The sequence below is a fragment of the Veillonella magna genome (assembly GCF_959600285.1).
GTDB classification, from domain to species: Bacteria; Bacillota; Negativicutes; order Veillonellales; family Veillonellaceae; genus Veillonella_A; species Veillonella_A magna.
Window position 1 is genome coordinate 146,999 of the sequence record NZ_CAUGKU010000003.1, and the last position, 24,176, is coordinate 171,174.

Genomic DNA, 24,176 nt, shown 5'->3' on the forward strand with positions numbered 1-24,176 from the left:
ATAATGGCGAAAAAAGTGAAACTCATGGAAACCGTCCTTCGTGACGGTCATCAGTCCGTCTTGGCAACTCGTATGCGTACTAGCCAGATGGTGCCTGTATTGGAAAAATTGGATGCTATCGGTTACGATGCATTGGAATGCTGGGGCGGTGCTACATTTGATAGCTGCCTTCGTTTCCTCGATGAAGATCCATGGCAGCGTCTTCGTACCTTAAAAGCTCACATCAAGAACACGCCGCTTCAGATGTTGTTGCGCGGTCAGAACCTTCTTGGTTATAAACACTACGCTGATGACGTAGTAGAAGCTTTCGTTCGTAAAGCAAAAGAAAACGGTATCGACCGCATCCGTATTTTCGACGCATTGAACGATCCTTGGAATATGCGTGCCGCTATCGAAGCCGGTAACAAATGTGGCGTTCATGTACAGGGCACCATGGTGTATACTATCAGCCCGGTACACACTAACGAAATGTTCGTTAATGTAGCAAAAGAATTAAAAGAAATGGGTATCGACTCCCTCTGCATTAAGGATATGTCCGGTTTGCTCGCACCGTACGATGCAGCTTCCTTGATTAAGGATCTTAAGAAAGCATTGGGCGATGACATGATTATCGACTTGCACAGCCATTTCACTTGCGGTCTTGCCAGCGCTACATACATGAAAGCAGTAGAATCCGGTGTTGATATCATCGACACTGCATTGAGTCCGTTCGGTCATGCTACTTCTCAGCCGGCAACGGAAAGCATCGTTGAAATGTTCCGCGGTACTGAATATGATACCGGTTTGGACCTCAACGCTATGCGTGAATTAGCTGAATACTTCCGTGGCGTTCGCAAAGAAATCTCCGAAGAATTCGGTATTACACCGGCTCACGAAGTATTGCCGGAAGTTCGTCATTACCAGATTCCTGGCGGCATGCTCTCCAATACGCAGAACCAGTTGCGTGAAATGGGCATGGCTGACAAGTTCTTTGATGTAATGAACGAAATGCCGAAAGTTCGTGCTGACCTCGGATATCCTCCGTTGGTAACTCCGACCAGCCAGATTGTTGGTACTATGGCTATGATGAACGTAAACTTCATGGCAAACGGAATGGAACGTTATACTATGACCTCTAACGAAGTTAAAGATCTTGTTCGCGGTAAATATGGTCGCTTACCGGCACCGATTTCCGACGATATTCGCAAGAAAATCATCGGCGATGAAGAACCTATCACTTGCCGTCCGGCAGACCTCATTAAACCGGAATTGGAAAAATACCGTCAGGAATTGACCGATCACGGTTTCGAAGGCTTCAGCGACGAAGACGTATTGACTTACGCTTTGTTCCCAGAAGTTGCTCTTCAGTTCTTCGAAAAACACGCAGAACCGATTACAAGAAAAGTATTGTCCATCAACAGCCAGAAATAATTCAGGCATTAGGACATGTAAGAGGAGAGACCTCAATGAGGTCTCTCCTCTTTTGTTAGTATTGGTATTCGTGTTGAAGCCGATAGTTTATCGAGTGCAAAGCTTGTCGATATCTTATTAAGGGTGAAGAGTGTTCGTTATCAAAAATAAAATCGGCCAATATGGTATCGTCTTTGGTAGTTTGGTGAGAGTCTGGAGTTAATGTTCTCCATATAAAACTATAAGAGGAATGACATAGGGAATATAAAAAATAAAAAAGCTGTAACCGAGAGCAGTGTCTGTTCGGTTACAGCTTTTATTGTATTGCGTTCGACTTTCTTGTCACATAAATAGTATCTACGCGAGACTATTACATGAACATTATTATATGATCACTATTATATGAGCACTATTAACATGGACATCATCACGTAAAGAATATTATGTAATTATTACTTGCGTGAGTTAGTTACATGTGGTTATCTCGTGCGCGTTATTGTATGAGTAATACTACATGTGTATTAGAGGATGTGACGACGCTGTGCTTCATCGAACTCATCGGTTATCGCTTTAGACGGTGGTGCATCTAAGAGGCTGACAACGATAATAGCAATAGACGCAAAGAGGAAGCCGGGAACGATTTCATAGAGGTCGAACCATCCGAATTGTTTCCAAATCAACACGGTCAAGCCACCGACAGTAACGCCGGCTACGCAGCCGAGGCGCGTCATCCGACGCCAGAAGAGAGAAATCAAAATAGCCGGACCAAAGGCGGCACCGAAGCCTGCCCATGCATAGGCAACCATGGTGAGAATATAGCTGTCAGGGTTTAATGCTAAGGACAAAGCAATAGCAGCCACAATTAATACGGTAATACGGCTGACGAGAATTAATTCGCGATCACCGGGACGATGGCCTACGAGATTTTTGTATAAGTCTTGCGCTACGGATGAGGCAGTGACTAAAAGCTGCGCCGATGAAGTGCTCATGATAGCGGCGAGGACGGCGGACCAAATAAGTCCGGCGATGAAAGGAGAGAACAAGCTTTCACTCATAACGAGGAACACCGTTTCTGCCTTGGCACCTTCCAACAGTTCCGGCAGGTACACACGTCCGACCAGGCCGACGGCAACAGCAGCGGATAAAGAAATGATAACCCATGTCATAGCGATACGAGTTGCTTTGGTAAGTTCCTTGGAATCGGATATGGCCATGAAGCGGACCAAGATATGCGGCTGACCGAAATAACCGAGACCCCAAGCTAAGGAAGAAATAATACCGATGACCAAGGTAACGGTGTCAGGTGCGGAGCCTAACACAGATAAGCCTTGGGGAAATTCGCTTTCGATAAGAGCCGCCGTATTAACGGGACCATGCATAGCGATAACAGCTGTGGTAGGAACCAATAAAATCGCAAAGAACATCATCATGCCTTGAATGAAGTCGGTCCAACTTACGGCGAGAAAACCGCCGAGGAAAGTATAGAAAATAACTACGCCTGCTGTGATAAACAGAGAAGTTAAATAATCAAGACCGAAGATAGTAGTAAACAGTTTACCACCAGCTACGAAGCCGGACGAAGTGTAAATAAGGAAAAAGATAACGATGAATAAGGCCGAGATGATTGGCAATGCTTTACCGGTATCATGAAAGCGATTGCGAAGGTAATCGGGAATCGTCAAACTATTGCTGGCTACCTCGGTATGGTTGCGCAGACGTTTAGAAACAAAGACCCAGTTCAGCCATGTACCGGCAGCGAGACCGATGGCAATCCAAATTGCGGATAAACCCGATGCGTAAGCAAAGCCGGGTAATCCCATCAGCATCCATCCGCTCATGTCCGAAGCCTCGGCACTCATTGAGGTAATCCAGGGACCTAGTTGGCGGCCACCGAGGATATAGTCGCTGAGATTTTTTGATTTTCTGTAATAATAAATTCCTATGTACATCATCAAACCCAAATATAATGCAAAGGCGACGATGACAGATGTTTGCGTGTGCATACGCGTACAGCCTCCTTATATAAATTAGTATTTTTTTATTTTACCATAAAATGAATCGTCGGCATAGTAAAAATGTTTTTGCTGAATGGAGAAATGTACTTTTATAACAAGGCGATTGCCGATACACATAGAAATTATACCGAATATATAGTATAGTAAAAGGTACACGATAAAGACGAAAGGACTGTGATAGATCATGACGGAGATTATGGCAACGGCAACGGCGCTGCTGAAAAATTATTTTGGCTATCCCGCATTTAGACCGGCTCAAGAAGTGCCGGTACAAACACTGGCCGAGGGTAAGGATGTGTTAGCCATCATGCCTACCGGAGCGGGCAAGTCGATTTGCTTTCAAATTCCGGCGCTGATGAAATCGGGATTGACCCTTGTATTTTCTCCGTTGATTTCACTGATGCAAGACCAAGTCGATGGATTGCGGGTGCAGAAAATTCCTGCTGCCTATTTGAACAGTACTCTTACGCGCGAGGAGTTTAATAAGATTATGTACTATGTGCGCGAAGGTCGTATTAAATTGTTATATATGGCACCGGAACGACTGGCATCGACATACTTTTGTAATATCTTACGATCACTGCCGATTTCGCAGGTGATTATCGATGAAGCTCATTGCGTATCACAATGGGGTCATGATTTCAGACCGGCGTATTGTGATATCGGTCCTTTCTTGGAAAGTTTACCGAAACGTCCGGTGGTTGGTGCTTTTACTGCCAGTGCTACCCGCGAAGTAGAAGAGGATATGAAACGATTGTTGGGTCTTACCAAGGCACGGGTTCACGTGACAGGTTTCGATCGGCCGAACCTAAGCTTTCAGGTGGTACAACCGGATGATAAGATGGCCTATGTACTGCAATACGTGCAGGCGCATAGCCAGGAGAACGGTGTCATCTATTGCGCTACGCGCAAGGACGTAGAAAAGGTATACGGAGAATTGGTGCGCCGAGGGATTAAGGCCGGTTATTATCATGCGGGACTGACCGATGCGATGCGAAAACAGCAGCAGGAAAATTATGCCTATGATCGCGTTCAAATTATGGTGGCTACCAATGCGTTTGGTATGGGCATCGACAAGAGTAATATCCGGTATGTATTACATTATCAAATGCCGCGCAACATGGAAGGGTATTACCAAGAAGCAGGACGGGCCGGTCGTGATGGTGCACCGGCGGAGTGTGTACTTTTATATAGCGGGCGGGATGTTATCATTCATAAATATCTGATTGAACAATCGGTGGAAGAACCGCAACGACGGCGTATTGAAATGGGAAAGCTGCAGAGTATGATCGATTATTGCTTTACCGGCGGATGTTTGCGGCGATATATGCTCACCTATTTTGGAGAGACCGTCGGTTGGCAGCATTGCGGTAACTGTAGCAGCTGCAACGGAAAGCAGGCACGGCGCGATATGACACGGGAAGCACAGATTATTTTTAAGGCCATCCTCGACACGGAAGAGCGTTACGGCGCTTCTATGATTGCCGCTATTGTAGGCGGTGTCGGTACGGATCGCATCAGGCGGGCCGGGTATGACCGCTTATCCATATTCGGCGCATTATCAGGCGTGGATGAAAAGGAAATAAAAGGCTATATTAAACAATTCATAGCCCTAGGATATTTGGAAAGCAGTTTGGGGAAATATCCTACGTTATCCGTTACGCCCGGCGGCGAAGCGGTGCTAGCAGGTACACAGCGCGTCATAGAAGCACGCCGCGAAATTGTGCGCGTACGACCGGAAGCACCGCGGCGTACCAAGACAAGTGCCGGATCGAAGGGCGGCGGTCTGTTTGAACATTTGCGTCAGCATCGCAAAAAATTAGCCGAAGAAGCCGGTATTGCGCCGTATTTAATTTTTTCCGATACGGTGCTAATCGATATGGCTTCGTTACGTCCCAAGACATTGGCGGAATTATGTGAAATAAAAGGAATCGGTGAGGCCAAGTTAAAACGATACGGCCTGTCATTTTTACAAGCAATTGCGGAAGGAGAACGAAAATGAGTGCAGCGGATACACAGTATTTAGCGATTGTGGAACGAATTTTAAAGGAAGGCTACTATGCCAATAATCGCACCGGTGTGCCTACCTATAAGTTGGCGCATCAGATCATGCAATTTGATTTAGCCAAGGAGTTTCCGATTTTGACGACAAAATTTGTTGCTTTTAAAACGGCCGTGAAGGAGCTGTTGTGGATTTGGCAGAAGCAAAGCAATGATGTGCGTGAGCTGCAGGCTATGGGCGTACATGTTTGGGATGAGTGGATGCGTGAAGACGGTACTATCGGTAAAGCCTATGGCTATCAGATAAAAAAATATAAGCAGCTGGATAACTTGCTTCATATGTTGAAAACCGATCCGCAAAGTCGACGCATGATAGTTACGTTGTGGAACATTGAAGATTTGCCGGATATGGCGCTGCAACCTTGCGCCTATGAAACATTGTGGGATGTGTCCGGAGATCGGTTGAACTGTATGTTGGTACAGCGCAGCGGCGATATGGGATTGGGCGTGCCCTTTAACATGACGCAATATGCGGTGCTGGTACATTTGGTAGCCAAGGTGTGCGGATTGAGGCCGGGACAATTTACGCATGTAATTAATAATGCACATATTTACGAAAATCACGTAGACGCCTTGGAAGCGCAGCTGAAGCGCCGACATGAGGCAAAAGAAGCGCCGATGTTAAAGGTGGCGGACGATGTACATGATTTTTATGCCATTACACCTGATGATGTATGGCTGGAAGGATATGAACATTTGGGCAAATTAGCTATGGAGGTAGCCGTATAATGATAGCGTTGATTGTGGCAAAAGCGAAAAACAATGTCATCGGTAAGGACAACCAATTGATTTGGCATTTGCCGGAGGATTTGAAGCATTTCAAAGCACTGACCACGGGACATATTATTATTATGGGGCGGAAAACATTGGAATCCTTGCCCTGTAAATTACCTAATCGGGAACATTGGGTAGTGACCCGCCAAGAAGGCTATGTACCGCCTTATGAAGGGGTACGCATTTTTCATTCGCCGGAAGAAGCACTTGATGCGGCGCAACAGGTAGATGATACGGTGTATTGTATCGGCGGCGCCGAGTTGTACGGTGCGATGTTGCCCATGGCGGACCGATTATATGTGACGGAATTGGAAGACAGTTTTGACGGTGATGCGTTTTTCCCTGTTATTGACGAGACGGTATTCAAAAAAACGGCGGAAGAAAAAAGACAGCCCACTGCCGACCATGGCGGCTTTGCGTTTGTCACTTACGATCGCATCCGGCGATAATTGTGAAAGCATGCATGGGGAGAACGAATCAAGATATCCGTGGAATGGAACAATCAATATGCCTATGCAATAGAAGCGAAATAAAAATAAGAAGTGTGAGGTTTTTACTATATGACAGAGGAAGCAATAATGAATACGATGGCCATCGATACAGCACGTGTGATTGCCGATGAATTAGGGGTAAAGACATGGCAGGTGCAAGCGGCTATCGATTTGATGAGTGAAGGTAATACGGTACCTTTTATCGCGCGCTATCGAAAGGAAAAGACCGGCGAACTCAAGGATGAACAGCTTCGCGATATCGAAGAAAGACATCGCTATTTGGAAAATCTGGCACAGCGCAAGGCTGATGTTGTTGCTTCGATTACGGAGCAAGGCAAGATGACCGAAGCGTTGGCCCAGCAATTAGCTGCGGCGATGAAGCTGCAAGAGGTAGAAGATTTATATCTAGCGTATCGCCCGAAAAAACGGACCCGTGCCTCCATGGCCAGGGATCGTGGGTTGGAGCCGTTGATGGAATATATTGTCGGCGCCGCAGTAACGGAAGAGTCCGCCGTAGCCGAAGCCGCGCAATATATAACGGACGAAGTACCCGATGCGGCAGCGGCCCTGCAAGGCGCAATGGATATTTTGGCGGAAGATGTAAGTAACCGCGCCGATATACGATCACATTTGCGCGACGCCATTTGGAACGAAGGCAGCTTGCATACAGCTTTGGTCGGAGACGATGAAGAGGTTAAAAAAGTGTTCCTACAATACGAGGACTATGAAGAACCGATCCGTCAGTTGCCTTCCCATCGTATTTTGGCGATCAATCGCGGAGAGTCGCTGGGGGCGTTAAAGGTAACTATGGTGACGGCCGATGAACGCTACATTGCCTATATACTCAACTGTATGGTCGAAGCCGGTCAGGCCAATAATGTGTATACGCAGGCCGTCGCGGAAGATGCGTATAAACGGTTGGTGCTTCCGGCGCTGGAACGAGATATTCGCAATCAGTTGACGGAGCAAGCGGAAGAACAAGCGATTAAAGTGTTCGGTACGAATCTTCGCAATCTGTTATTGCAACCGCCGTTGTCCGGCTATGTCATTATGGGACTGGATCCGGGATACCGCATGGGATGTAAAATGGCGATTATCGATGAGCAGGGCAATGTGCTGGATCAAGGGGTTTACTATTTGACAATGAGCGATAAGCAGCGGGATATTGCGCGGCAAGCCTTGTCGAATTTGATTCGTAAATGGCATGTCACTTTGATTTCCATCGGCAACGGTACCGCTTCTTATGAAACGGAACAATTTGTTTCTCAAATGTTAGCCGAAGAACAGTTGGACGATTGTCATTACATCATTACCAATGAAGCGGGGGCTTCGGTGTACTCGGCATCTAAATTGGCCATTGAAGAATTGCCGGATCTTGATGTATCCATTCGCGGCGCTGTGTCGATTGCTCGTCGCGTGCAGGATCCGTTGGCGGAATCGGTAAAGATTGATCCGAAGTCCATCGGCGTCGGTCAGTATCAGCATGATGTCAATCAGAAGCGGTTGGGCGAAGCATTGGATCAAGTAGTGGAAACCGTAGTCAATCATGTAGGCGTGGAGCTTAATACGGCATCGCCGGCGATTTTGCGACATATTTCCGGCATTACCGGTACAGTGGCCAATAACATCGTAACGTATCGCAAGGAAAACGGCCCCTTCACATCACGTAAGGAGCTACTGAAAGTCAGTCGGTTGGGCCCGGCAGCCTTTACGCAGTGCGCCGGCTTTTTGCGTATTCAGCGCAGCGCAAATGCACTGGATAATACGCCGGTTCACCCGGAATCCTATAGCTTGGCGGAAAAGATGATTCACCTTCTGGGATTTACGCCGGAGGATATGCACAATAAAGAGATTCTGGAACAAATTAAAGCTAAGGTGGCTACGGTAGATGCGGCAGCTATGGCGAATGAACTTGATGCCGGCGTGCCTACGGTGCGCGATATTTTAGAGGCGTTGGCTAAGCCGGGACGGGATCCTCGCGAAGATTTACCGGCGCCGCTTATGCGCAAACATGTATTAAGCCTTGATGACATCAAAGTGGGGACCGTGGTGAAGGGGACGGTTCATAATGTGGTGGATTTCGGTGCCTTTGTGGATTTTGGACTTAAGGTAAACGGATTGCTTCACCGCAGTGAATTTTGTCGGCGCAATCAACATCCGTCGGATGTATTGGCAGTAGGCGATATTATCGAAGCGGAGATTATTTCGGTGGAAGCCGAGCGCAATCGTATCGGACTTTCTATTAATGCCTTGAAAAAACGACGGGGCGAGATGAATGACGAAGACAATCGAAGCGGGCGCGAGAAAAAACAGGATTCTCGTATGGCCGGTACCGACGGACAACGTAAGAATAAGCGTCCGGACAGAGGGCAAGGACAAAGAAACCGCAACGGACAACATAAGAACAGGCGGCAGCGGGATGGAAGACAGCACCGTGATAAAGGCTTTGTCTTCGGCGACAACGATATTCGTATCGTGCGGTCAAAAAAGAAATAAAAGTATCTATCGCAGATAAAGTGTGATATAATTAACGAATATGCTGGAGAAAAATACAGAGAATATTCGTAACATGCTAGGAGGATGCATATAGTCAATGTTAGAACGTTTTGAAGAATTAAAAATTAGTGAGCCTATTTTACGGGCTTTGAATGATATGGGGTTTGAAGAACCGACGCCGATTCAGCAGGAAGCGATTCCGGTAGCTATGGAAGGCCTCGACATGATTGGGCAAGCGCAGACCGGTACCGGTAAAACGGCAGCGTTCGGGATTCCGGCGCTGGAAAAGGTAGATCCGGCACAGCGTGCCGTACAAGTATTGGTTCTTTCCCCGACGCGGGAGTTGGCCATTCAGGTAGCGGAAGAGCTGAATAAAATGGCGCAGCATACGGACATCCAAGCGTTGCCGATTTATGGTGGACAGGATATTACCCGCCAGTTCCGCAGCCTCAGAAAAAATCCGCAGATTATCGTAGCTACTCCGGGACGATTGATGGATCACATGGATCGTGGATCTATCAGCTTTGATGCGGTGAAGATGGTCGTACTTGATGAAGCCGATGAAATGCTCAACATGGGTTTCGTCGATGATATTAATAAAATTTTGAGTGCCGTGCCGGACGAACGACAAACATTATTGTTCTCTGCTACCATGCCGAAAGCCATTCAGAATTTGGCGGAAACCTATTTGAAGGAACCCCGTTTGATTCGTATGAAGCCGACGCAGGTGACGATGGATCTGATCGATCAGTATTACATCGAAGTGCAGGATCGACAGAAGTTCGATGTATTATGCCGCTTGCTTGATATGCATGCACCGGATTTGGCCATCGTCTTCGGTCGCACGAAACGTCGTGTAGACGAAGTGACGGAAGGATTAAAGAAGCGCGGTTACATGGCGGAAGGGATTCACGGTGATTTATCGCAGCAGAAGCGCGATAGTGTAATTCGTCAATTCCGCGAAGGGACTATCGATATTTTGGTGGCTACGGACGTAGCAGCGCGCGGTCTTGATATCAGCGGTGTTACGCATGTATATAACTATGACTTGCCACAGGATCCGGAAAGCTATGTTCACCGCGTAGGTCGTACGGGCCGTGCCGGTAAAGCCGGTAAGGCAACAACCTTTGTAATTCCTCGTGAAATGGAACACCTCCATGCCATCGAGCGATTGACAAAGCGTAAGATTACTCGTCGCAAAGCGCCGTCCTTAGGAGAAGTATTGGAAGGGCAGCAGCGCTTGGCCGTGGAAAGCTTGATTTCCATGTCGGACAACGAAGAAACCTTAAAGATGTATCGCAGCAGTGCGGAAGAGCTTTTGGCCGATATTGATTCGGTTACGTTAGTGTCTGCAGCGATTAAGCTGTTGACGAAGGAGCCGGATACGACACCGGTAACTATTACCGAAGAAGCACCGCTTCGCGTACGCAAACCACGTCGTTTCGGTAAAGACGGTCGCCGTCGTGACGGACGTTCCTATCGATCCGGTGATCGTCGCAAGTTCGATAAAGGCGGACGGGATCGCCGCGATGGTCGTGATCGTCGAGGTAGTCGCAATGCACGCAGTGGACGGGATCGCCGTGATGGTCAGCGCGAAGGTAAGGAAAGTAGAGCGAATAGTTCTTTCAAGCCGTACTTTAAAGATTAACTAACAACATAAAATCTGCAATTCTGTGTAGAACATATAGGACAAATTAAACGAGGGCGCTCCTTGTCTTGGCAGCTGCATCCAATGTCAGATTGTGTTAATGAATGACATTGGATGGAGACTGAGAGGCGAGAGCGCTCTTTTTATTTTTTTGGAACCGTAAAAATAAGAAAGTCATGATAGAAATTTATCGGATATTGTATTAAGTCATGTAGTTGGTGACGTACCTAGCGATACAGAAGCGATACGCGAGAGAGACCCACAGTGATACACGAGAGAGACGCACAGCGATACGCACAACGGTACGCAAACCGATACGCACGCCGATACCATTCTTAAACTAAACAAAACAAAACTAAACTAAACAGTAGGAAAGAAAACCATCAAAGAAAGGAGGCGATGGTTATTACGTATTTACTCATGCCCTTGTCGATTACAGATTGATGAAGAAAAACATACCCCGACCTACATGACTGCTTAGCTATAATTGATTTTTCCTCCTTCATTTGCTATAATTACTCAAATAATAATTGTTATTGTTTGTTATTTGCTACAGATGTAGTATAATATGAATAGTAACAAATAATAGTTTGCGATGTAAGCTATTACAGTCGGCTAAGTAGCTGCTGGGACAGATATCCGAGTGGAGAGAGGAATGAAAGTATGGATATAGCACAAAAACTACGTTCTGAAGGATTTAAAGTAACTCCTCAGCGTATTGCCATTTACAACGTATTATACGGGCAAAACGATCACCCCACAGCGGAAATGATTTATCAAAATTTGCGCAAGGAATATCCGACCATGAGCTTGGCAACAGTGTATAAAACGATGGAGATTTTCGAACGCATCGGTCTTGTCAAGGTGTTGGATATGGGGGACGATTGCAGTCGATATGACTGGGATACCCATAATCATCCGCATTTGCGTTGCACCCAGTGTAATCGCGTCGAGGATTTGGATGGCATCGATGTCGAAAAGATTCAGGCGGATGTAGAACGATTGAGTGAATACCGCGTAACCGGACAACAGTTAGCATTTGAAGGGATTTGTCCCGATTGCTTGCGCCGGGAGTCGCATTAAAAAAGAGCCGTAAGGCTCTTTTTTAGTAAGGAGGAACATATGTTAACAATAGGATGTCATCTATCAATCAGCAAAGGCTATTTGCACATGGGCAAGGAAGCCCTTTCAATCGGAGCCAACACGTTTCAATATTTTACGCGCAATCCCCGAGGCGGTAAGGCACGGGCTTTTGACGAAGCGGATATGAAGGCGTTGGCGAAGTTTATGGAGGAACATCATTTCGGAAAGATTTTAGGTCACGCACCGTATACGTTAAACGGCTGTGCTAAAGATGAAGGCTTGCGTGAATTTGCGCGGCAGTCCATGCGTGAGGATTTGGAACGATTGGAATATTTGCCGCATCAATTATATAATTTTCATCCCGGCAGCCATGTCAAGCAAGGGATGGATCAAGGGATTTCATATATCGTGGATATGTTAAATGAAGTACTCTTCCCGGGAATGAAAACGATGGTGCTCTTAGAAACAATGGCCGGTAAGGGAACGGAAGTGGGACGCACCTTCGAGGAGATTGCCCGCATCATTGATGGCGTAAAGTTAAAAGAATACGTAGGCGTTTGCATGGATACCTGCCATATTCACGAAGGCGGCTATGATATCATTGATAATCTGGATGGAGTGCTGGCTGAATTTGATTCAATCATCGGACTCGATCGCATTCATGCCATTCATTTCAATGATTCGAAAAACCCGCGCGGCGCACACAAGGATCGTCACGAGAAAATCGGTGAAGGGCATATTGGCATCGAAGCGTTAGGTGCGGTGATTACGCATCCGAAACTTCGGCATTTGCCCTTTTACTTGGAAACGCCGAATGAGCTTGACGGGTATGCCAAGGAGATTGCCATGCTGAAAGAGATTTACGCAAACGAGGTGAAGGAATAAATGCGTATTTTGCACACGGCAGATTGGCACTTGGGGCGCATATTTTATGCAAACTACTTGACCGAGGACCAAGCCTATGTGTTGGAGCATCAATTTTTGCCGCTGCTCAAAGAAGCTCGTGTGGATGCAGTAGTGATTGCCGGTGATGTGTACGATCGCGCCGTTCCGCCGGTAGAGGCAGTGGAGCTGTGGGACAGCGTAGTGACACGCGTTGCCAGTGATAAACGGATTCCTATGTTTGTCATCGGCGGGAACCATGACAGCGGTGCTCGGCTAGAGGTGGGACATACGCTGTGGGCTCCGTCGGGGCTTTACGTATGGGGGACGCTGCGGCATTTACAAGGACCTGTTATAGTCAATGACGCATACGGTGAGATTGCCTTTTGTCCCATGCCCTTTAGTGAACCCAAGTCGATTGCCAATTATTTGTTCGCCGATGAAGCGAATTCGTCGGACATGACAACTCACGGACAGCATAGCTATGATGAAGTGTATCGATTATGGGGAGACTACGTGCGAGGACAGGTGCCGAAGGGAATGCGTTCGGTAGCCATGGCCCATGCATTTGTCAGCGGCAGTGCGGAAAGTGAATCGGAGCGTCCGCTTATCATCGGCGGTAGCTACGCAGTGGCGGCACAGGCGTTTTCCGGATTTAGTTATACGGCACTGGGGCATTTACATCGTCCGCAGCGAGCAGGGTCCGAGGTTATTCGGTACAGCGGCTCCTTGTTAAAATATTCTTTTGATGAAGCGGCGCAGCGCAAAAGCTTTACCTTGGTGGATATTGATGAAAAGGGAGGAGCCACTATAGAACAAATTCCCGTGGAGGCGCGCCGTGATGTACGCATTGTGGAAGGGGCCTTTACGGATATTATGAATGATGAAGCATTGCATCAGCGTTGCGGCGATGATTATGTGATGGTGCGCTTAACGGATACGGCACCTGTTATTGATGGTCTGGCCCGATTGCGATCGGTGATTCCTCAGGTGATGACATTAGAGCTTACGGGACGTATGGCGGTGAATGAGTCCGATGAAGACATGACACCTAACTTTTATCATTTGTCGGAACGGGATTTGTTCGGACAGTTTGCCGTCGCCGCCAGAGGGGAAGCGTTGACGGCAAAGGAAGCACAATACATTGATGCGCTGTGGGATCGCATCAATAAGGAGGAGCTATGAAACCGATACAATTACGCATGACAGCCTTCGGCCCGTTTTGTGATACGGTGAATATATGCTTTGAAGACTTACAAGGAGACAGTTTGTTTTTGATTACCGGACCGACCGGTGCGGGGAAAACGACCATATTGGATGCCATGGTGTATGCGTTGTTCGGTCAGACCAGCGGCGGTTTGCGCGACGGCAGTGATATGCGCAGTGATTATGCAGGTGCGGATATACTTACGCAAGTAGAATTTACCTTTGCCATCGGGGATAAGGAATATCGTTTGGAACGCAGTCCCAAGCAATGGGTGAAAAAGAAGCGCGGCAGCGGTTTGCGTGAGTTGCCGGCACAAGCCGTTCTGTACAGTAAACAGAATGGTGCTTGGCAGGAAGTAACAACAAGGGCACAGGAGATAAAAGAACGGGTGCAGTCGATTATCGGTTTTCGGGCCGATCAATTTTTGCAGGTAGTCTTATTGCCGCAAGGCGATTTCCGGCGGCTTCTGGTGGCACCTACTTCTGAGCGCGAAGAGCTGCTGCATAGCCTGTTTCGAACAGAAATATATACAAGGTTGCAGGAACTGCTCAAGCAAGACTACGATAGATTGTATGAACAGGCCAAGGAACGAGTGCAAGCGCAGCAATTCATTTTGGATAGTTTGGAAGTAAAGAATTTACAAGAGGCCGTACAAAAAGCAACGCAAGCAGAGTCGGCTGCAAAGGATGCGCTAACATCCGGAGAGGCAGCTAAGCAGTATTGGCAAACTGTAAGCGAAGGCCGTGCACTTACGGTGAAACGGGATGAGTTGCAGCAGGCGCTGGAAACGGCCGATAAGCTAAGAGAAGGTTTGGCGGCGCACCGTGAGGAGCAGCGCCAACGCAAAGCACTGATTGAATTGCTGCCTTCCTATGAAGCGTGGTACAAGGCCGTTCGTGAACGGGATGCTGTTTTGCAAGAAGCAGATGAAGTTAAGCAATCTATAACGCAGATGGAAGCGGAGGCGACTGCGCTGGCCGAGAAGCAACAGCATTTGTCGGCAGAGGAAGAACGGTTAGCCGAGCAGGCGGAACGGTATGAGCAGGCACACCGCATCGTAGTAGGCGCAGAGGCTATACGGGAAGAAATTAAATCGTTGGAAGCGCGGCGCCGGGAGCATTGCGATAAAGCGGCGCAACTGGAAGAGGATTCGGATCGGATACGGACCTTTGCAGCAGAGCTGGAAACGAATAGGAAAACGCTGGCGACGGCAACCAAGGAAGAAGCGGATACGAAGGCGACGCATGCCTATCTTACGGAAATCATAGATATCCTCGGTGCTGCCGAGGAGCTGCGAAATAAAGTAGAGGAGTGGTCAACACTTGTTGAACACAGTACTGACGGTGCGGCGCAGTTGACACAGCTGCAGCAGCAGTACGATGAAGCGGTGACAGCGGAAGCGTATTATAAACAAATTTGGCATGAGAAGGAGTTGGCTTTGCAAGCACAGCAGGCGGCCGCCTTGGCTGTGGGGCTGGCGCCTGGTAGCCCCTGTCCGGTGTGTGGTTCCTGTCATCATCCGAATCCTGCCGTTCCCGGAGAAGAGGTTCGACCGGACGACGAAGCAAGAGCCCGTAAGGATTATGTGACCGCTAACGGAGCAACGGCTTCTTTGCGAGGCAAGCTATCCTCTGCCGAAGAACGTCAGCAGGCGTGGCAAACGGAAGAAGTCCGGCGGTATGAAGGGATAATACGCATAGTGACTTCTTTGCAAACAACCCTGGATAGCTATATGAAAGCGCGGCCTGATGCGGAAGAGCATCGGGCAGTAACGGCAGTGCGCGAACGTATTGGTGCGTGGCTAAGCGATGATGCGCCGACAAATGATACGACGGATGTGGCGGAGATACTCGATTACGCACAATGCATCGCCGGATGTGCAGCGGAGATACGACAAGAGATTCATGCGCTCGCCGCTGAGCTGGATCGTCTGCAGCATCAAGTGTTTACGCTGCGCGAAGCGCAAGCGACGAAACAACAGCGACTGGAAACGATGCGGACAACACATACATGGGAAAGCAACGCTCTCGCGCAAGCCAAAGAGGAAGATGAAGCGCGTTGGCGTGAGCTGGCCATTGATGATGTAGTTGCATGGAACCGGCAAATCGATGAATACGAAGTGTACTGTGATGAATATAAAAGACGGCAAAGCTCTTTGGCGAATGAACGTGTAAGGCTCAGCAGGGAAGACAGTGCATTAACGGTTAAACGCACGGAGACTAAGCGGCGTGAGGGATCTTTGCAGCAACGCTTGGCGCAAGCGAAAGCTGATATAGAAATGTATCTTCAGGAGTTGTCGACATTGCCGGAGTGGGAAGAGCGCTTAGCGGCAGCAAAAGAGAAGAAAACGGAGCTTTTACAAGCCATAGATGAGTATGATCGACAGTGGCATCGCAATGAAGGCGTGCGCAGTGAAACCTTGGCAGCGCTTAACTCTTTGCCTGAAACGGCGGTAGTCGTGTCGGCTGAAGAAGAGAGGCAGGCCAGAGACGGTTGGACACGAGCGGAACAGGAAGCGGCTACCTATGCTGCCGAGGCTAAGCGCATACAACAGGCGGTAGATCGATTAACTGCGTTGCATAAGGAAGACGAAGCCGGAGCGGAGGAGCGCGAGTTTGTATACGGTTTATCACAAATGGCAAGCGGTGCTTCCGCAGGATTAAAAGGCGTTACCTTCGAACGTTATGTGTTGGGGGCGATTTTAGAAGAGGTGGTCAGCGCGGCCAATCTTCGTTTGCGCAAGCTCAGTCGCGGGCGTTACACATTGCAACGGGCCGCATTCGATAATAGCGGTCGCGGTCATAAAGGACTGGACTTAGCCGTGTTTGATGCATACACCGGGGCTGCTCGACCGGCCAATACGCTATCCGGCGGCGAGACGTTCTTGGCATCGTTATCATTGGCGATGGGGCTGGCAGATTGCATACAATCCTATGCCGGCGGCATTCACTTGGACACGATGTTTATTGACGAAGGCTTTGGCACATTAGATGCAGATACGTTGGAGATTGCTATGGAAGCATTGGTTAGCTTGCAGTCTTCGGGACGCTTGGTAGGAATTATTTCGCATGTGGGAGAATTGCAGAGCAGAATCCCTCGGCATCTGGTGGTGGAACGAACCGCGAAGGGGAGCCGCGCTTATTTTTCCGGTGATAAGGCTTCGTCCTAACTATAGAAAACTAGGGTACGTATAGTCATATATCGAAAAATATGATACTATAAGAGCGTGCCTATTTGGATATGTGTCGCCACGATGTGGCGGGCGTATGCACAATAGAATGGTGATGAGTGAAGGAGGAAGAGCAATGAAATTTGTCTTTGCCCATAATAATATTAATGTCTTCGATATAGAAAAGAGTTTAGCCTTTTATAAAGAAGCGGTAGGTCTTACGGAAGGTCGTCACATCGAACCGGAAGACGGCTCGTTTAAAATTATTTATCTCGACGGACCGGACAGCCCGCATCAGTTGGAATTGACATGGCTGCGAGATCGCAAAGAACCGTACAATTTGGGGGACAATGAATTTCACATTGCCTTTTATGTAGATGATTTTGAAGCAGCGCATAAAAAGCATGAAGAAATGGGTTGTATTGTTTATGAAAATCCGGCCATGGGCATTTATTTTATAGCTGACCCGGATGGGTACTGGGTAGAAATTCTTCCCGCTAAGTAAGGGGCATTCATCAGATGGAACATATGTTAACGCGGCTGGAATGGCTGGTGGGAAAAGAAAACATAGAAACCTTGGCAAGTAAGTCGGTGCTTCTCTTTGGCGTCGGCGGCGTCGGCGGCTTTGCCATGGAAGCGTTGGTGCGTTCCGGCATTGGTCGTATAGTCATCGTCGACGGTGATGCGGTGAGTATCAGTAATTTGAACCGGCAGCTTATTGCTACAAAGGATACCATAGGTCGTCGTAAGGTTGATGTGGCTAAGGAGCGCATCCAATCCATTCGTTCCGATATAGTCGTGGAAACCTACGATATGGTGTATAATGGCGAAGCGCATAAAGATTTTATTGCTTCGCTGAAGGTGGATTATGTTATTGATGCTATCGATATGGTGTCGGCAAAGCTATCTATCATCGAAACGTGTCAGCGCTTGGGCATTCCCTGCATATCCTCAATGGGGACGGGCAACAAGATGCATCCGGAACTATTGCGCATTACGGATATCAGTAAAACACATACCTGTCCGTTGGCCAAGGTAATGCGGCGAGAATTAAGAAAGCGCGGTATTAAGCGGCAAACGGTTATTTTTTCGGAAGAGACGCCTATGACGCCACATCGCGATGATGACTCGCGCAGCCCCGGATCTTGCGCTTTTGTGCCATCCGTATCGGGGCTTATGATGGCGAGCTTTGTAATCAGAACATTTTTGGAGGTTGATTAACCATGAAAAAAGCAATTATTCACATGGATAAAGGTGATATCGTTATTGAGTTATTTGACAAAGAAGCACCGGGTACGGTAGCTAATTTTGAAAAGTTGATCAAAGAAGGTTTTTACGACGGACTTACGTTCCATCGTGTTATTCCTGGCTTTGTAGCACAGGGCGGTTGTCCTATCGGCAACGGTACCGGTGGTCCGGGATACACCATTAAGGATGAACTCATCGGCAATCCGCACAAACATGTGCGCGGTGCGTTATCCATGGCTCACCGTGGTCCTAATACAGGCGGTAGCCAATTTTTCATCGTGTATGAACCACAGCCGCATTTGGATGGAGTTCATACCGTATTTGGTCAGGTTATTGAGGGTATGGACGTAGTGGATGCTATCTATCAAGGCGAGCATATGAACACCTTGGAGGTAGTAGAAGACTAATCCTGCGAAATAAAGGAGAGAAATGGAAGTTTTTTCGATTAAACATCCGGAATGGTTGCAAGTTAAAAAGGACGGTCGCTTTTCGTACGGATATAACCAGGAATGGTACCGCGATGATTGGCAACAGTTGGCCGGTTGCGGTCCTACGACGGCAACTCAGCTTATTAGCTATGCAGAGTTTCGGGATCATTATTTGGATTTGACAAACAGTAAAGACGGTGAGGAAGCGTTGCGTCGGATGGAAACAATTTGGAACTACGTACGTCCGCGCTTCGGCGGCGGTTTGTACAAAACACATTGGTTGTCCAATGGTCTTACGGCGTATATTGAAGAGCATAAGTTACCATACAAGGTGCCGATGCTTAGCGTATATCCCTTTGCTAGCTGCAAACCTTCCTTGGAAGCAGTAGTAGATTTTATTGAACAAGGCCTGCAGGCAGATTCGCCGATTGCTTTTTTGAACCGTCATCGCGGTAGAGAGCGTGAGTTGTCTACGTGGCATTGGGTGCCGATTGTAAAACTGATGAAGAATAATGATGATATACGTTGTATGGTGTATGACGAAGAAATCGAGCGTATCTTTTCGTTGAAGCGATGGCTGAAGGATACCATGCTCGGTGGGGGATTTGCGTACGTACAGCATATCGGTTAGGTACATGAGGAGGAATTGTTACATGTCACAGTGGATTACAGAAAATCAGTCAGCACATTTACGGTTAAGCGCCGAAGTTGACAAGGTGCTTTTTTCGGGTGAGTCCCAGTTCCAAAAAATTGAGGTAGCTCACAGTTTGGAATACGGCAATATGCTTGTGTTGGACGGCGTATTTCAAACATCTGAAAAAGAGGAATTCGTATATCATGAAATGATGTCCCACGTGCCGTTGTTCCTTCATCCGAATCCGAAAAACGTGCTGATTATCGGCGGCGGCGACGGTGGCGTAGCCCGGGAATGTGTACGTCACGACTGTGTGGAAAAAGTGACTATGGTAGAAATTGACGGCAAGGTAGTAGAGTTGGCAAAACAGTATTTACCGACCATCGCCGACGCTATGATTCGTCAGGATCCGAAGTTGACCGTAAAGATCGGTGACGGTATCGGCTTTATGGCACAGGCCGATAATGAATACGATGTTATCATTGTCGATTGCTCCGACCCTATCGGCCCCGGCGAAGGACTATTTACGAAGGAATTCTATGCTAATGTGCATAAGGCGCTAAAAGCAGACGGTCTTTTTGTACAACAAACGGAATCGCCGGTTATGCATAAGCCGTTGGTGGAAAAGGTATTTGGGTATGTGCGTGATCAGTTTGCTATGGCGCGTTTATACACAGCGTATATTCCAATTTATCCAACAGGCATGCATTGCTTTACTATGGGGACTAAAACCTATGATCCGTTGACGTTTGTACCGAATCGTGAACGTACATTTACGACGAAGTACTATAATGAAAAAATTCAGACAGCTGCCTTTGCACTGCCGAATTTTGTAAAAGAATATTTACTGAAAAAATAATTTAATAAAATCTGTTGACACCGCTCTCTAATGATGATATACTTATCTTCGTTACGGAGCGGTGCTCTTGTAACGGCCACGGTGGTGGGTATGGTGAAGCGGTTAACACGGCGGATTGTGGCTCCGTTACGCGTGGGTTCGATCCCCACTACTCACCCCACAACCCCTTTAGGGGCGTCGCCAAGTGGTAAGGCAATGGACTTTGACTCCATTATGCGCTGGTTCGATCCCAGCCGCCCCTGCCAATATTAATCTGACTCACTAGCTCAGTTGGCAGAGCACCTGACTTTTAATCAGGGTGTCCCGCGTTCGAATCGCGGGTGAGTCACCATTGAGGGTAACACTAAACCGTATGGTTTAGTGATTTTTTTTATATAACCTACAAGCAACGGTTGCCTAACAAGTAATTGCTTGTAGGCTTTTTTATTTTCTGTAGTTTTTTTCTTGGCGAATAAAGAGTATAATTAAAAGTAAATCAAATCATCCCGACGATGGATGTCGGTGAATACAAAGAAGAACGAGGTGTATGTATTTAAGGGGGCAGTAGAATGGAACATAGTATGGCCTTTTATGCGTCCATAGCCATATTCTTGGTGACATATGGCTTGATTGTATGGGATAAGTATTCGCGCATGCTTGTCTCTTTGGGCGGTGCCGTTATCATGATTGGATTTGGGTTTGTATCACAGGCAACGGCAATCAAAGAAGATATTGATTTTAATACATTGGGGCTTTTGGTAGGGATGATGCTTATCGTTGCTATTACCAGTAAGTCCGGTCTCTTTCAAGCTGGTGCACTTTGGGCAGCACATGTTACAAAGGGGAGCCCGTGGCGACTATTGTTTTTGCTTTCGGTAATTACCGCCATAGGATCGGCGCTGTTTGACTGTGTAACCGCCGTTCTTTTGATTGCGCCGGTAACTTTGACGTTGGCAGATAAATTGAAGGTTAATGCGTTTCCGTTTTTGATGACGGAAATTTTGGTATCCAATGTAGGCGGTACCGGGCTTTTAGTAGGGAATCCTCCGAATGTTATGATAGGTAGTGCCACAGGTCTTACGTTTAATGACTTCTTTATTTATTTGGCTCCTGTGTGCGCTGTAGCAACATTGCTGATTATTCCTATTTTGATTTTCCTTTATCGCCGCGATTTAGAGCCGCATCCGGAAACCAAAGATGCGATCATGAGTATTTCTTACCAGGATGCCATCGAAGATCCGGTGCTGCTGAAGAAATCATTGTTTGTTTTGGCTTTGACTATCGGTTGCTTTATTGCACATCATTGGTTGGGTCTTGAAACGGCGACGATTGCCATCGGCGGAGCCGTGTTGCTCATGGTTATTGCCGACATTAAACCTCGCGAAGTATTGCATTTGGTTGAATGGACGACGATCTTTTTCTTCATGGGGCTTTTTGTTGTCGTAGGTGGTTTGAAAGCCAGCGGTGTTATGACATTCTTGGCTGAAAAAGTTATTAGCGTTACCGGCGGTGATTTAGAAGCTACGGTATTTTGGGTTCTGTGGTTGTCGGCGATTGCTTCGGCCTTTGTCGATAACATTCCGTTTGTAGCTACAATGATTCCGATGCTACAGGAAATGGGACATTTGACGGGAATGCCGATGGAAGCCGTGTGGTGGGCATTGGCATTGGGCGCCTGCTATGGTGGCAACGGTACCATGATAGGGGCTACACCAAACTTGGTAGTTGCCAGTATCGGATCCTTACATGGATTGCGATTCACTTTTATGGAATACTTGAAATTAGGTTTTCCGTTAATGCTTTTTAGTGTGTTGATAGCACATATTTATTTATATCTCGTATACTTTGCATTCTGATTTAAAACACCGCAATCTCGGGGATTGAGATTGCGGTGTTTTTGCATTGTATTCATTTTGTGAGAACCATGTTGTCCATAGGAAGTATGTAGTTAGCAGACAAATGGTAAACGAATGGTCTATAAGAAAAGAATGAAGTTAGCCACGGTAAGTGTGATGCACGCACCTAGCATAGGAATCGCCGTTCGCTTTACTAAATCGAACGGTGAAATTCCGGCCATACCCGCAGATACGACGATAACGGCAGTAATCGGCGAGATAGCACGAGCGGCGCTGGCGATAAAATGCATAGGTAGAATCATGAGTACCGTGGGAACGCCGGTAGAAACGGAAATTGTCGGTACCAAATGGGCAAAAGCGAAGAAGGGGGCGTTGCCGGACCCCATAACGACGGAAGACACGCCGATAATAGATACCATTACAAGGGTAATTCCGATGCCGCCGAATCCGGACGTTTTGGCCCATTCGATGAGGGCGGAAATAGTGCCGGTGGCCATAAGACCTTTGGCAAATGTTTCGCCTGCTACGATGAGAGTGACTACATTTGCCATTTGTCGTCCCATGCCATCAAAATATACTTGCAAATCTTCTAATGTTTGGCGACCGTCGCGAGTACGAATGTACTGGAAAATCATGCCGACTACGGTGCCGATGAACATGGCGACAATAATGTTCATTTTTATCCAGGAAATCCATAAATTAGAGAAGGAAAGAATGAGAGCCAACGGAATTAAGGGAAGTAATGCGTAGTAAGGCGGGGCTTCATGTTTTAATTCGCTGTTAGTCATCTTGTCTTCGTTGACGATAACCTCTTCGCCGGGGCGAACAATGTGTCCGTCTCTTTTATCGAAATACTTTTGCGTGAAATAATGAAGTACGGCTACTACCGGGAAGACGCAGAGGGCTACAGGTACTTGGAATGAATGCCAATACGTAACGGGGTCAAGACCGGCAAGCTCAGCGGCAAAGATGGTGCCGGTATCGCTGGGGCTCCAATCAAGACACAATGTAGTGGCGATGGCAGCCGTAGCCGATAATTTACTGACACCTAAAGCAATGAGTACCGGATACATGGTAACCATGAGCAACATGGCAAGACCGGAGGCACTGTTAATAGCCAATCCGATAATCATGCCCACTACCCAACAAGCGCTGAGGACAATGTAGGGAGATTTGAGACCGCGTAACGGACGAATGGCTAAGTGAACAAGTGCGCGTGATGCCCCGATGTGATCCATGTAGCGCGCAAAACCCGCAACGGCCATAATGTTGAGACCTAGTTTGGCAGCGCGATTGCTAAAGAGATCTCTGATGAGTTCAAAAATATCGAAAAAGAAATTACCGGTTGCTTGTTTAGGTGGCAGGATAGTACCGTAGCCGGCTATGTGTGCAATAACAAGCAAAGTGATTCCGCCCAGAAAGAGAACTGCTTGTGCTTTATACTGTTTAAACACAAGGGTGCCAACCCAGGCTATGACGAGTAAAGAAATGGCTATGTTCATAAAACACCTCCGTAAATAATGCCATTAAACAATAGGTAAGTTAAAACATACTATATCAGAAGATAGTCATGAAAAAGTCAAAACTTGTAGGAAATAAAAATTACAACGAATAATAAGAAGTAAATATAAATGTTTAAATTAAAAATAAAAGAATGCAGAAGATTAAGGTTGGTAATATAGGGAAAATGAAGATAAAATAAAAGAACCAGAATAAATTATAAAAAGGTGTTGACAGAGTGAGGAGGGATAGCATATAATAAGCAAGTCGTTTGACGGAGACGCAAATGTGACTGAGGTTGAGTATGTTTTCTGCTGAAACAGAAAACAAAAAGATTAAAAAAGTAGTTGACAAGATGTTGATTACTTGTTATAATAACAAAGTCGCAAGGTAATACCGAAACGACAGCGGATCTTTGAAAACTGAACAATGTAAAGGTAATCATTTCGTAAGAAAT

At 47.1% G+C, this 24,176-nt stretch carries 18 protein-coding genes and 3 tRNA genes; 19 read left to right on the forward strand and 2 right to left on the reverse strand.

The features are described from left to right. Positions 1-3 precede the first annotated feature (3 nt). Complete coding sequence (locus Q5873_RS03155) at positions 4-1,410, forward strand: pyruvate carboxylase subunit B (protein WP_051245627.1); 1,407 nt, start codon at positions 4-6, stop codon at positions 1,408-1,410. A 500-nt stretch (positions 1,411-1,910) separates the two neighbouring features. Here Q5873_RS03155 and putP read toward each other — a convergent pair whose 3' ends face one another. Further along, the gene (gene putP, locus Q5873_RS03160; protein WP_303059180.1) at positions 1,911-3,392 is read right to left on the reverse strand and encodes a sodium/proline symporter PutP; all 1,482 of its coding nucleotides are present in this window, start codon (positions 3,390-3,392) and stop codon (positions 1,911-1,913) included. Positions 3,393-3,588: 196 nt separating this feature from the next. Here putP and recQ point away from each other — a divergent pair, with 196 nt between their 5' ends. The 18 genes from recQ (at position 3,589) to Q5873_RS03250 (ending at position 22,219) form a co-directional block, all read left to right on the forward strand. Further along, positions 3,589-5,406: a DNA helicase RecQ gene (recQ, locus tag Q5873_RS03165; RefSeq protein WP_303059181.1), complete on the forward strand. Its 1,818-nt coding sequence runs from the start codon at positions 3,589-3,591 to the stop codon at positions 5,404-5,406. Then, positions 5,403-6,194, forward strand: a complete 792-nt coding sequence (locus Q5873_RS03170; RefSeq protein ID WP_303059182.1) for a thymidylate synthase — start codon at positions 5,403-5,405, stop codon at positions 6,192-6,194. The genes recQ and Q5873_RS03170 overlap by 4 nt, the downstream gene beginning before the upstream one ends. Continuing rightward, positions 6,194-6,688: a dihydrofolate reductase gene (locus Q5873_RS03175; protein WP_303059183.1), complete on the forward strand. Its 495-nt coding sequence runs from the start codon at positions 6,194-6,196 to the stop codon at positions 6,686-6,688. Before Q5873_RS03170 ends, Q5873_RS03175 begins: the two co-directional genes overlap by 1 nt. Positions 6,689-6,799: 111 nt before the next feature. Then, positions 6,800-9,226, forward strand: coding sequence for a Tex family protein (locus Q5873_RS03180; RefSeq protein ID WP_303059184.1), 2,427 nt, complete (start codon positions 6,800-6,802; stop codon positions 9,224-9,226). Positions 9,227-9,323: 97 nt separating this feature from the next. Further along, positions 9,324-10,874 carry a degradosome RNA helicase CshA gene (locus Q5873_RS03185; RefSeq protein ID WP_028255500.1) on the forward strand — a complete coding sequence of 517 codons (1,551 nt, stop codon included), beginning with the start codon at positions 9,324-9,326 and terminating at the stop codon, positions 10,872-10,874. Positions 10,875-11,537: 663 nt separating this feature from the next. Beyond that, complete coding sequence (locus Q5873_RS03190; RefSeq protein ID WP_028255501.1) at positions 11,538-11,957, forward strand: Fur family transcriptional regulator; 420 nt, start codon at positions 11,538-11,540, stop codon at positions 11,955-11,957. Positions 11,958-11,996: 39 nt separating this feature from the next. After that, positions 11,997-12,842, forward strand: a complete 846-nt coding sequence (locus Q5873_RS03195) for a deoxyribonuclease IV (protein ID WP_303059185.1) — start codon at positions 11,997-11,999, stop codon at positions 12,840-12,842. Then, a complete protein-coding gene (locus Q5873_RS03200) occupies positions 12,843-14,024 on the forward strand; it encodes an exonuclease SbcCD subunit D (protein ID WP_289087639.1) in 1,182 nt (393 codons plus the stop codon). It abuts the gene before it with no gap. Beyond that, positions 14,021-17,215 carry an AAA family ATPase gene (locus Q5873_RS03205; RefSeq protein ID WP_303059186.1) on the forward strand — a complete coding sequence of 1,065 codons (3,195 nt, stop codon included), beginning with the start codon at positions 14,021-14,023 and terminating at the stop codon, positions 17,213-17,215. Before Q5873_RS03200 ends, Q5873_RS03205 begins: the two co-directional genes overlap by 4 nt. A 136-nt stretch (positions 17,216-17,351) precedes the next feature. Then, positions 17,352-17,720: a VOC family protein gene (locus Q5873_RS03210; protein ID WP_288190776.1), complete on the forward strand. Its 369-nt coding sequence runs from the start codon at positions 17,352-17,354 to the stop codon at positions 17,718-17,720. Between the two features lie 14 nt (positions 17,721-17,734). Continuing rightward, entirely contained in the window at positions 17,735-18,436 is a 702-nt protein-coding gene (locus Q5873_RS03215; RefSeq protein WP_288190777.1) for a tRNA threonylcarbamoyladenosine dehydratase, read from the forward strand. A 2-nt stretch (positions 18,437-18,438) separates the two neighbouring features. Next, entirely contained in the window at positions 18,439-18,870 is a 432-nt protein-coding gene (locus Q5873_RS03220) for a peptidylprolyl isomerase (RefSeq protein WP_205088496.1), read from the forward strand. A 22-nt stretch (positions 18,871-18,892) separates the two neighbouring features. Further along, the gene (locus Q5873_RS03225; protein WP_303059187.1) at positions 18,893-19,522 is read left to right on the forward strand and encodes a hypothetical protein; all 630 of its coding nucleotides are present in this window, start codon (positions 18,893-18,895) and stop codon (positions 19,520-19,522) included. Between the two features lie 22 nt (positions 19,523-19,544). Then, positions 19,545-20,384 (forward strand): polyamine aminopropyltransferase, encoded by an 840-nt coding sequence (speE, locus tag Q5873_RS03230; protein WP_028255509.1) that lies wholly within the window; start codon positions 19,545-19,547, stop codon positions 20,382-20,384. Positions 20,385-20,468: 84 nt separating this feature from the next. Further along, positions 20,469-20,544, forward strand: a tRNA-His gene (locus Q5873_RS03235). 10 nt (positions 20,545-20,554) lie between these two features. Beyond that, positions 20,555-20,629, forward strand: a tRNA-Gln gene (locus tag Q5873_RS03240). Between the two features lie 10 nt (positions 20,630-20,639). Then, a tRNA-Lys gene (locus Q5873_RS03245) sits at positions 20,640-20,715 on the forward strand. Positions 20,716-20,932: 217 nt separating this feature from the next. Next, positions 20,933-22,219, forward strand: coding sequence for an ArsB/NhaD family transporter (locus Q5873_RS03250; protein ID WP_288190785.1), 1,287 nt, complete (start codon positions 20,933-20,935; stop codon positions 22,217-22,219). Between the two features lie 119 nt (positions 22,220-22,338). On the opposite strand, the gene dcuC is transcribed toward Q5873_RS03250, so the two are convergent. Continuing rightward, positions 22,339-23,721 (reverse strand): C4-dicarboxylate transporter DcuC, encoded by a 1,383-nt coding sequence (dcuC, locus tag Q5873_RS03255; RefSeq protein WP_303059188.1) that lies wholly within the window; start codon positions 23,719-23,721, stop codon positions 22,339-22,341. Between the last annotated feature and the right edge of the window lie 455 nt (positions 23,722-24,176).

Coding starts and splice junctions, on each gene's coding strand:
- Q5873_RS03155 (WP_051245627.1), top strand. CDS start 4: ATGGCGAAAAAAGTGAAACTCATGGAAACCGTCCTTCGTGACGGTCAT.
- putP (WP_303059180.1), bottom strand. CDS start 3,392: ATGCACACGCAAACATCTGTCATCGTCGCCTTTGCATTATATTTGGGT.
- recQ (WP_303059181.1), top strand. CDS start 3,589: ATGACGGAGATTATGGCAACGGCAACGGCGCTGCTGAAAAATTATTTT.
- Q5873_RS03170 (WP_303059182.1), top strand. CDS start 5,403: ATGAGTGCAGCGGATACACAGTATTTAGCGATTGTGGAACGAATTTTA.
- Q5873_RS03175 (WP_303059183.1), top strand. CDS start 6,194: ATGATAGCGTTGATTGTGGCAAAAGCGAAAAACAATGTCATCGGTAAG.
- Q5873_RS03180 (WP_303059184.1), top strand. CDS start 6,800: ATGACAGAGGAAGCAATAATGAATACGATGGCCATCGATACAGCACGT.
- Q5873_RS03185 (WP_028255500.1), top strand. CDS start 9,324: ATGTTAGAACGTTTTGAAGAATTAAAAATTAGTGAGCCTATTTTACGG.
- Q5873_RS03190 (WP_028255501.1), top strand. CDS start 11,538: ATGGATATAGCACAAAAACTACGTTCTGAAGGATTTAAAGTAACTCCT.
- Q5873_RS03195 (WP_303059185.1), top strand. CDS start 11,997: ATGTTAACAATAGGATGTCATCTATCAATCAGCAAAGGCTATTTGCAC.
- Q5873_RS03200 (WP_289087639.1), top strand. CDS start 12,843: ATGCGTATTTTGCACACGGCAGATTGGCACTTGGGGCGCATATTTTAT.
- Q5873_RS03205 (WP_303059186.1), top strand. CDS start 14,021: ATGAAACCGATACAATTACGCATGACAGCCTTCGGCCCGTTTTGTGAT.
- Q5873_RS03210 (WP_288190776.1), top strand. CDS start 17,352: ATGAAATTTGTCTTTGCCCATAATAATATTAATGTCTTCGATATAGAA.
- Q5873_RS03215 (WP_288190777.1), top strand. CDS start 17,735: ATGGAACATATGTTAACGCGGCTGGAATGGCTGGTGGGAAAAGAAAAC.
- Q5873_RS03220 (WP_205088496.1), top strand. CDS start 18,439: ATGAAAAAAGCAATTATTCACATGGATAAAGGTGATATCGTTATTGAG.
- Q5873_RS03225 (WP_303059187.1), top strand. CDS start 18,893: ATGGAAGTTTTTTCGATTAAACATCCGGAATGGTTGCAAGTTAAAAAG.
- speE (WP_028255509.1), top strand. CDS start 19,545: ATGTCACAGTGGATTACAGAAAATCAGTCAGCACATTTACGGTTAAGC.
- Q5873_RS03250 (WP_288190785.1), top strand. CDS start 20,933: ATGGAACATAGTATGGCCTTTTATGCGTCCATAGCCATATTCTTGGTG.
- dcuC (WP_303059188.1), bottom strand. CDS start 23,721: ATGAACATAGCCATTTCTTTACTCGTCATAGCCTGGGTTGGCACCCTT.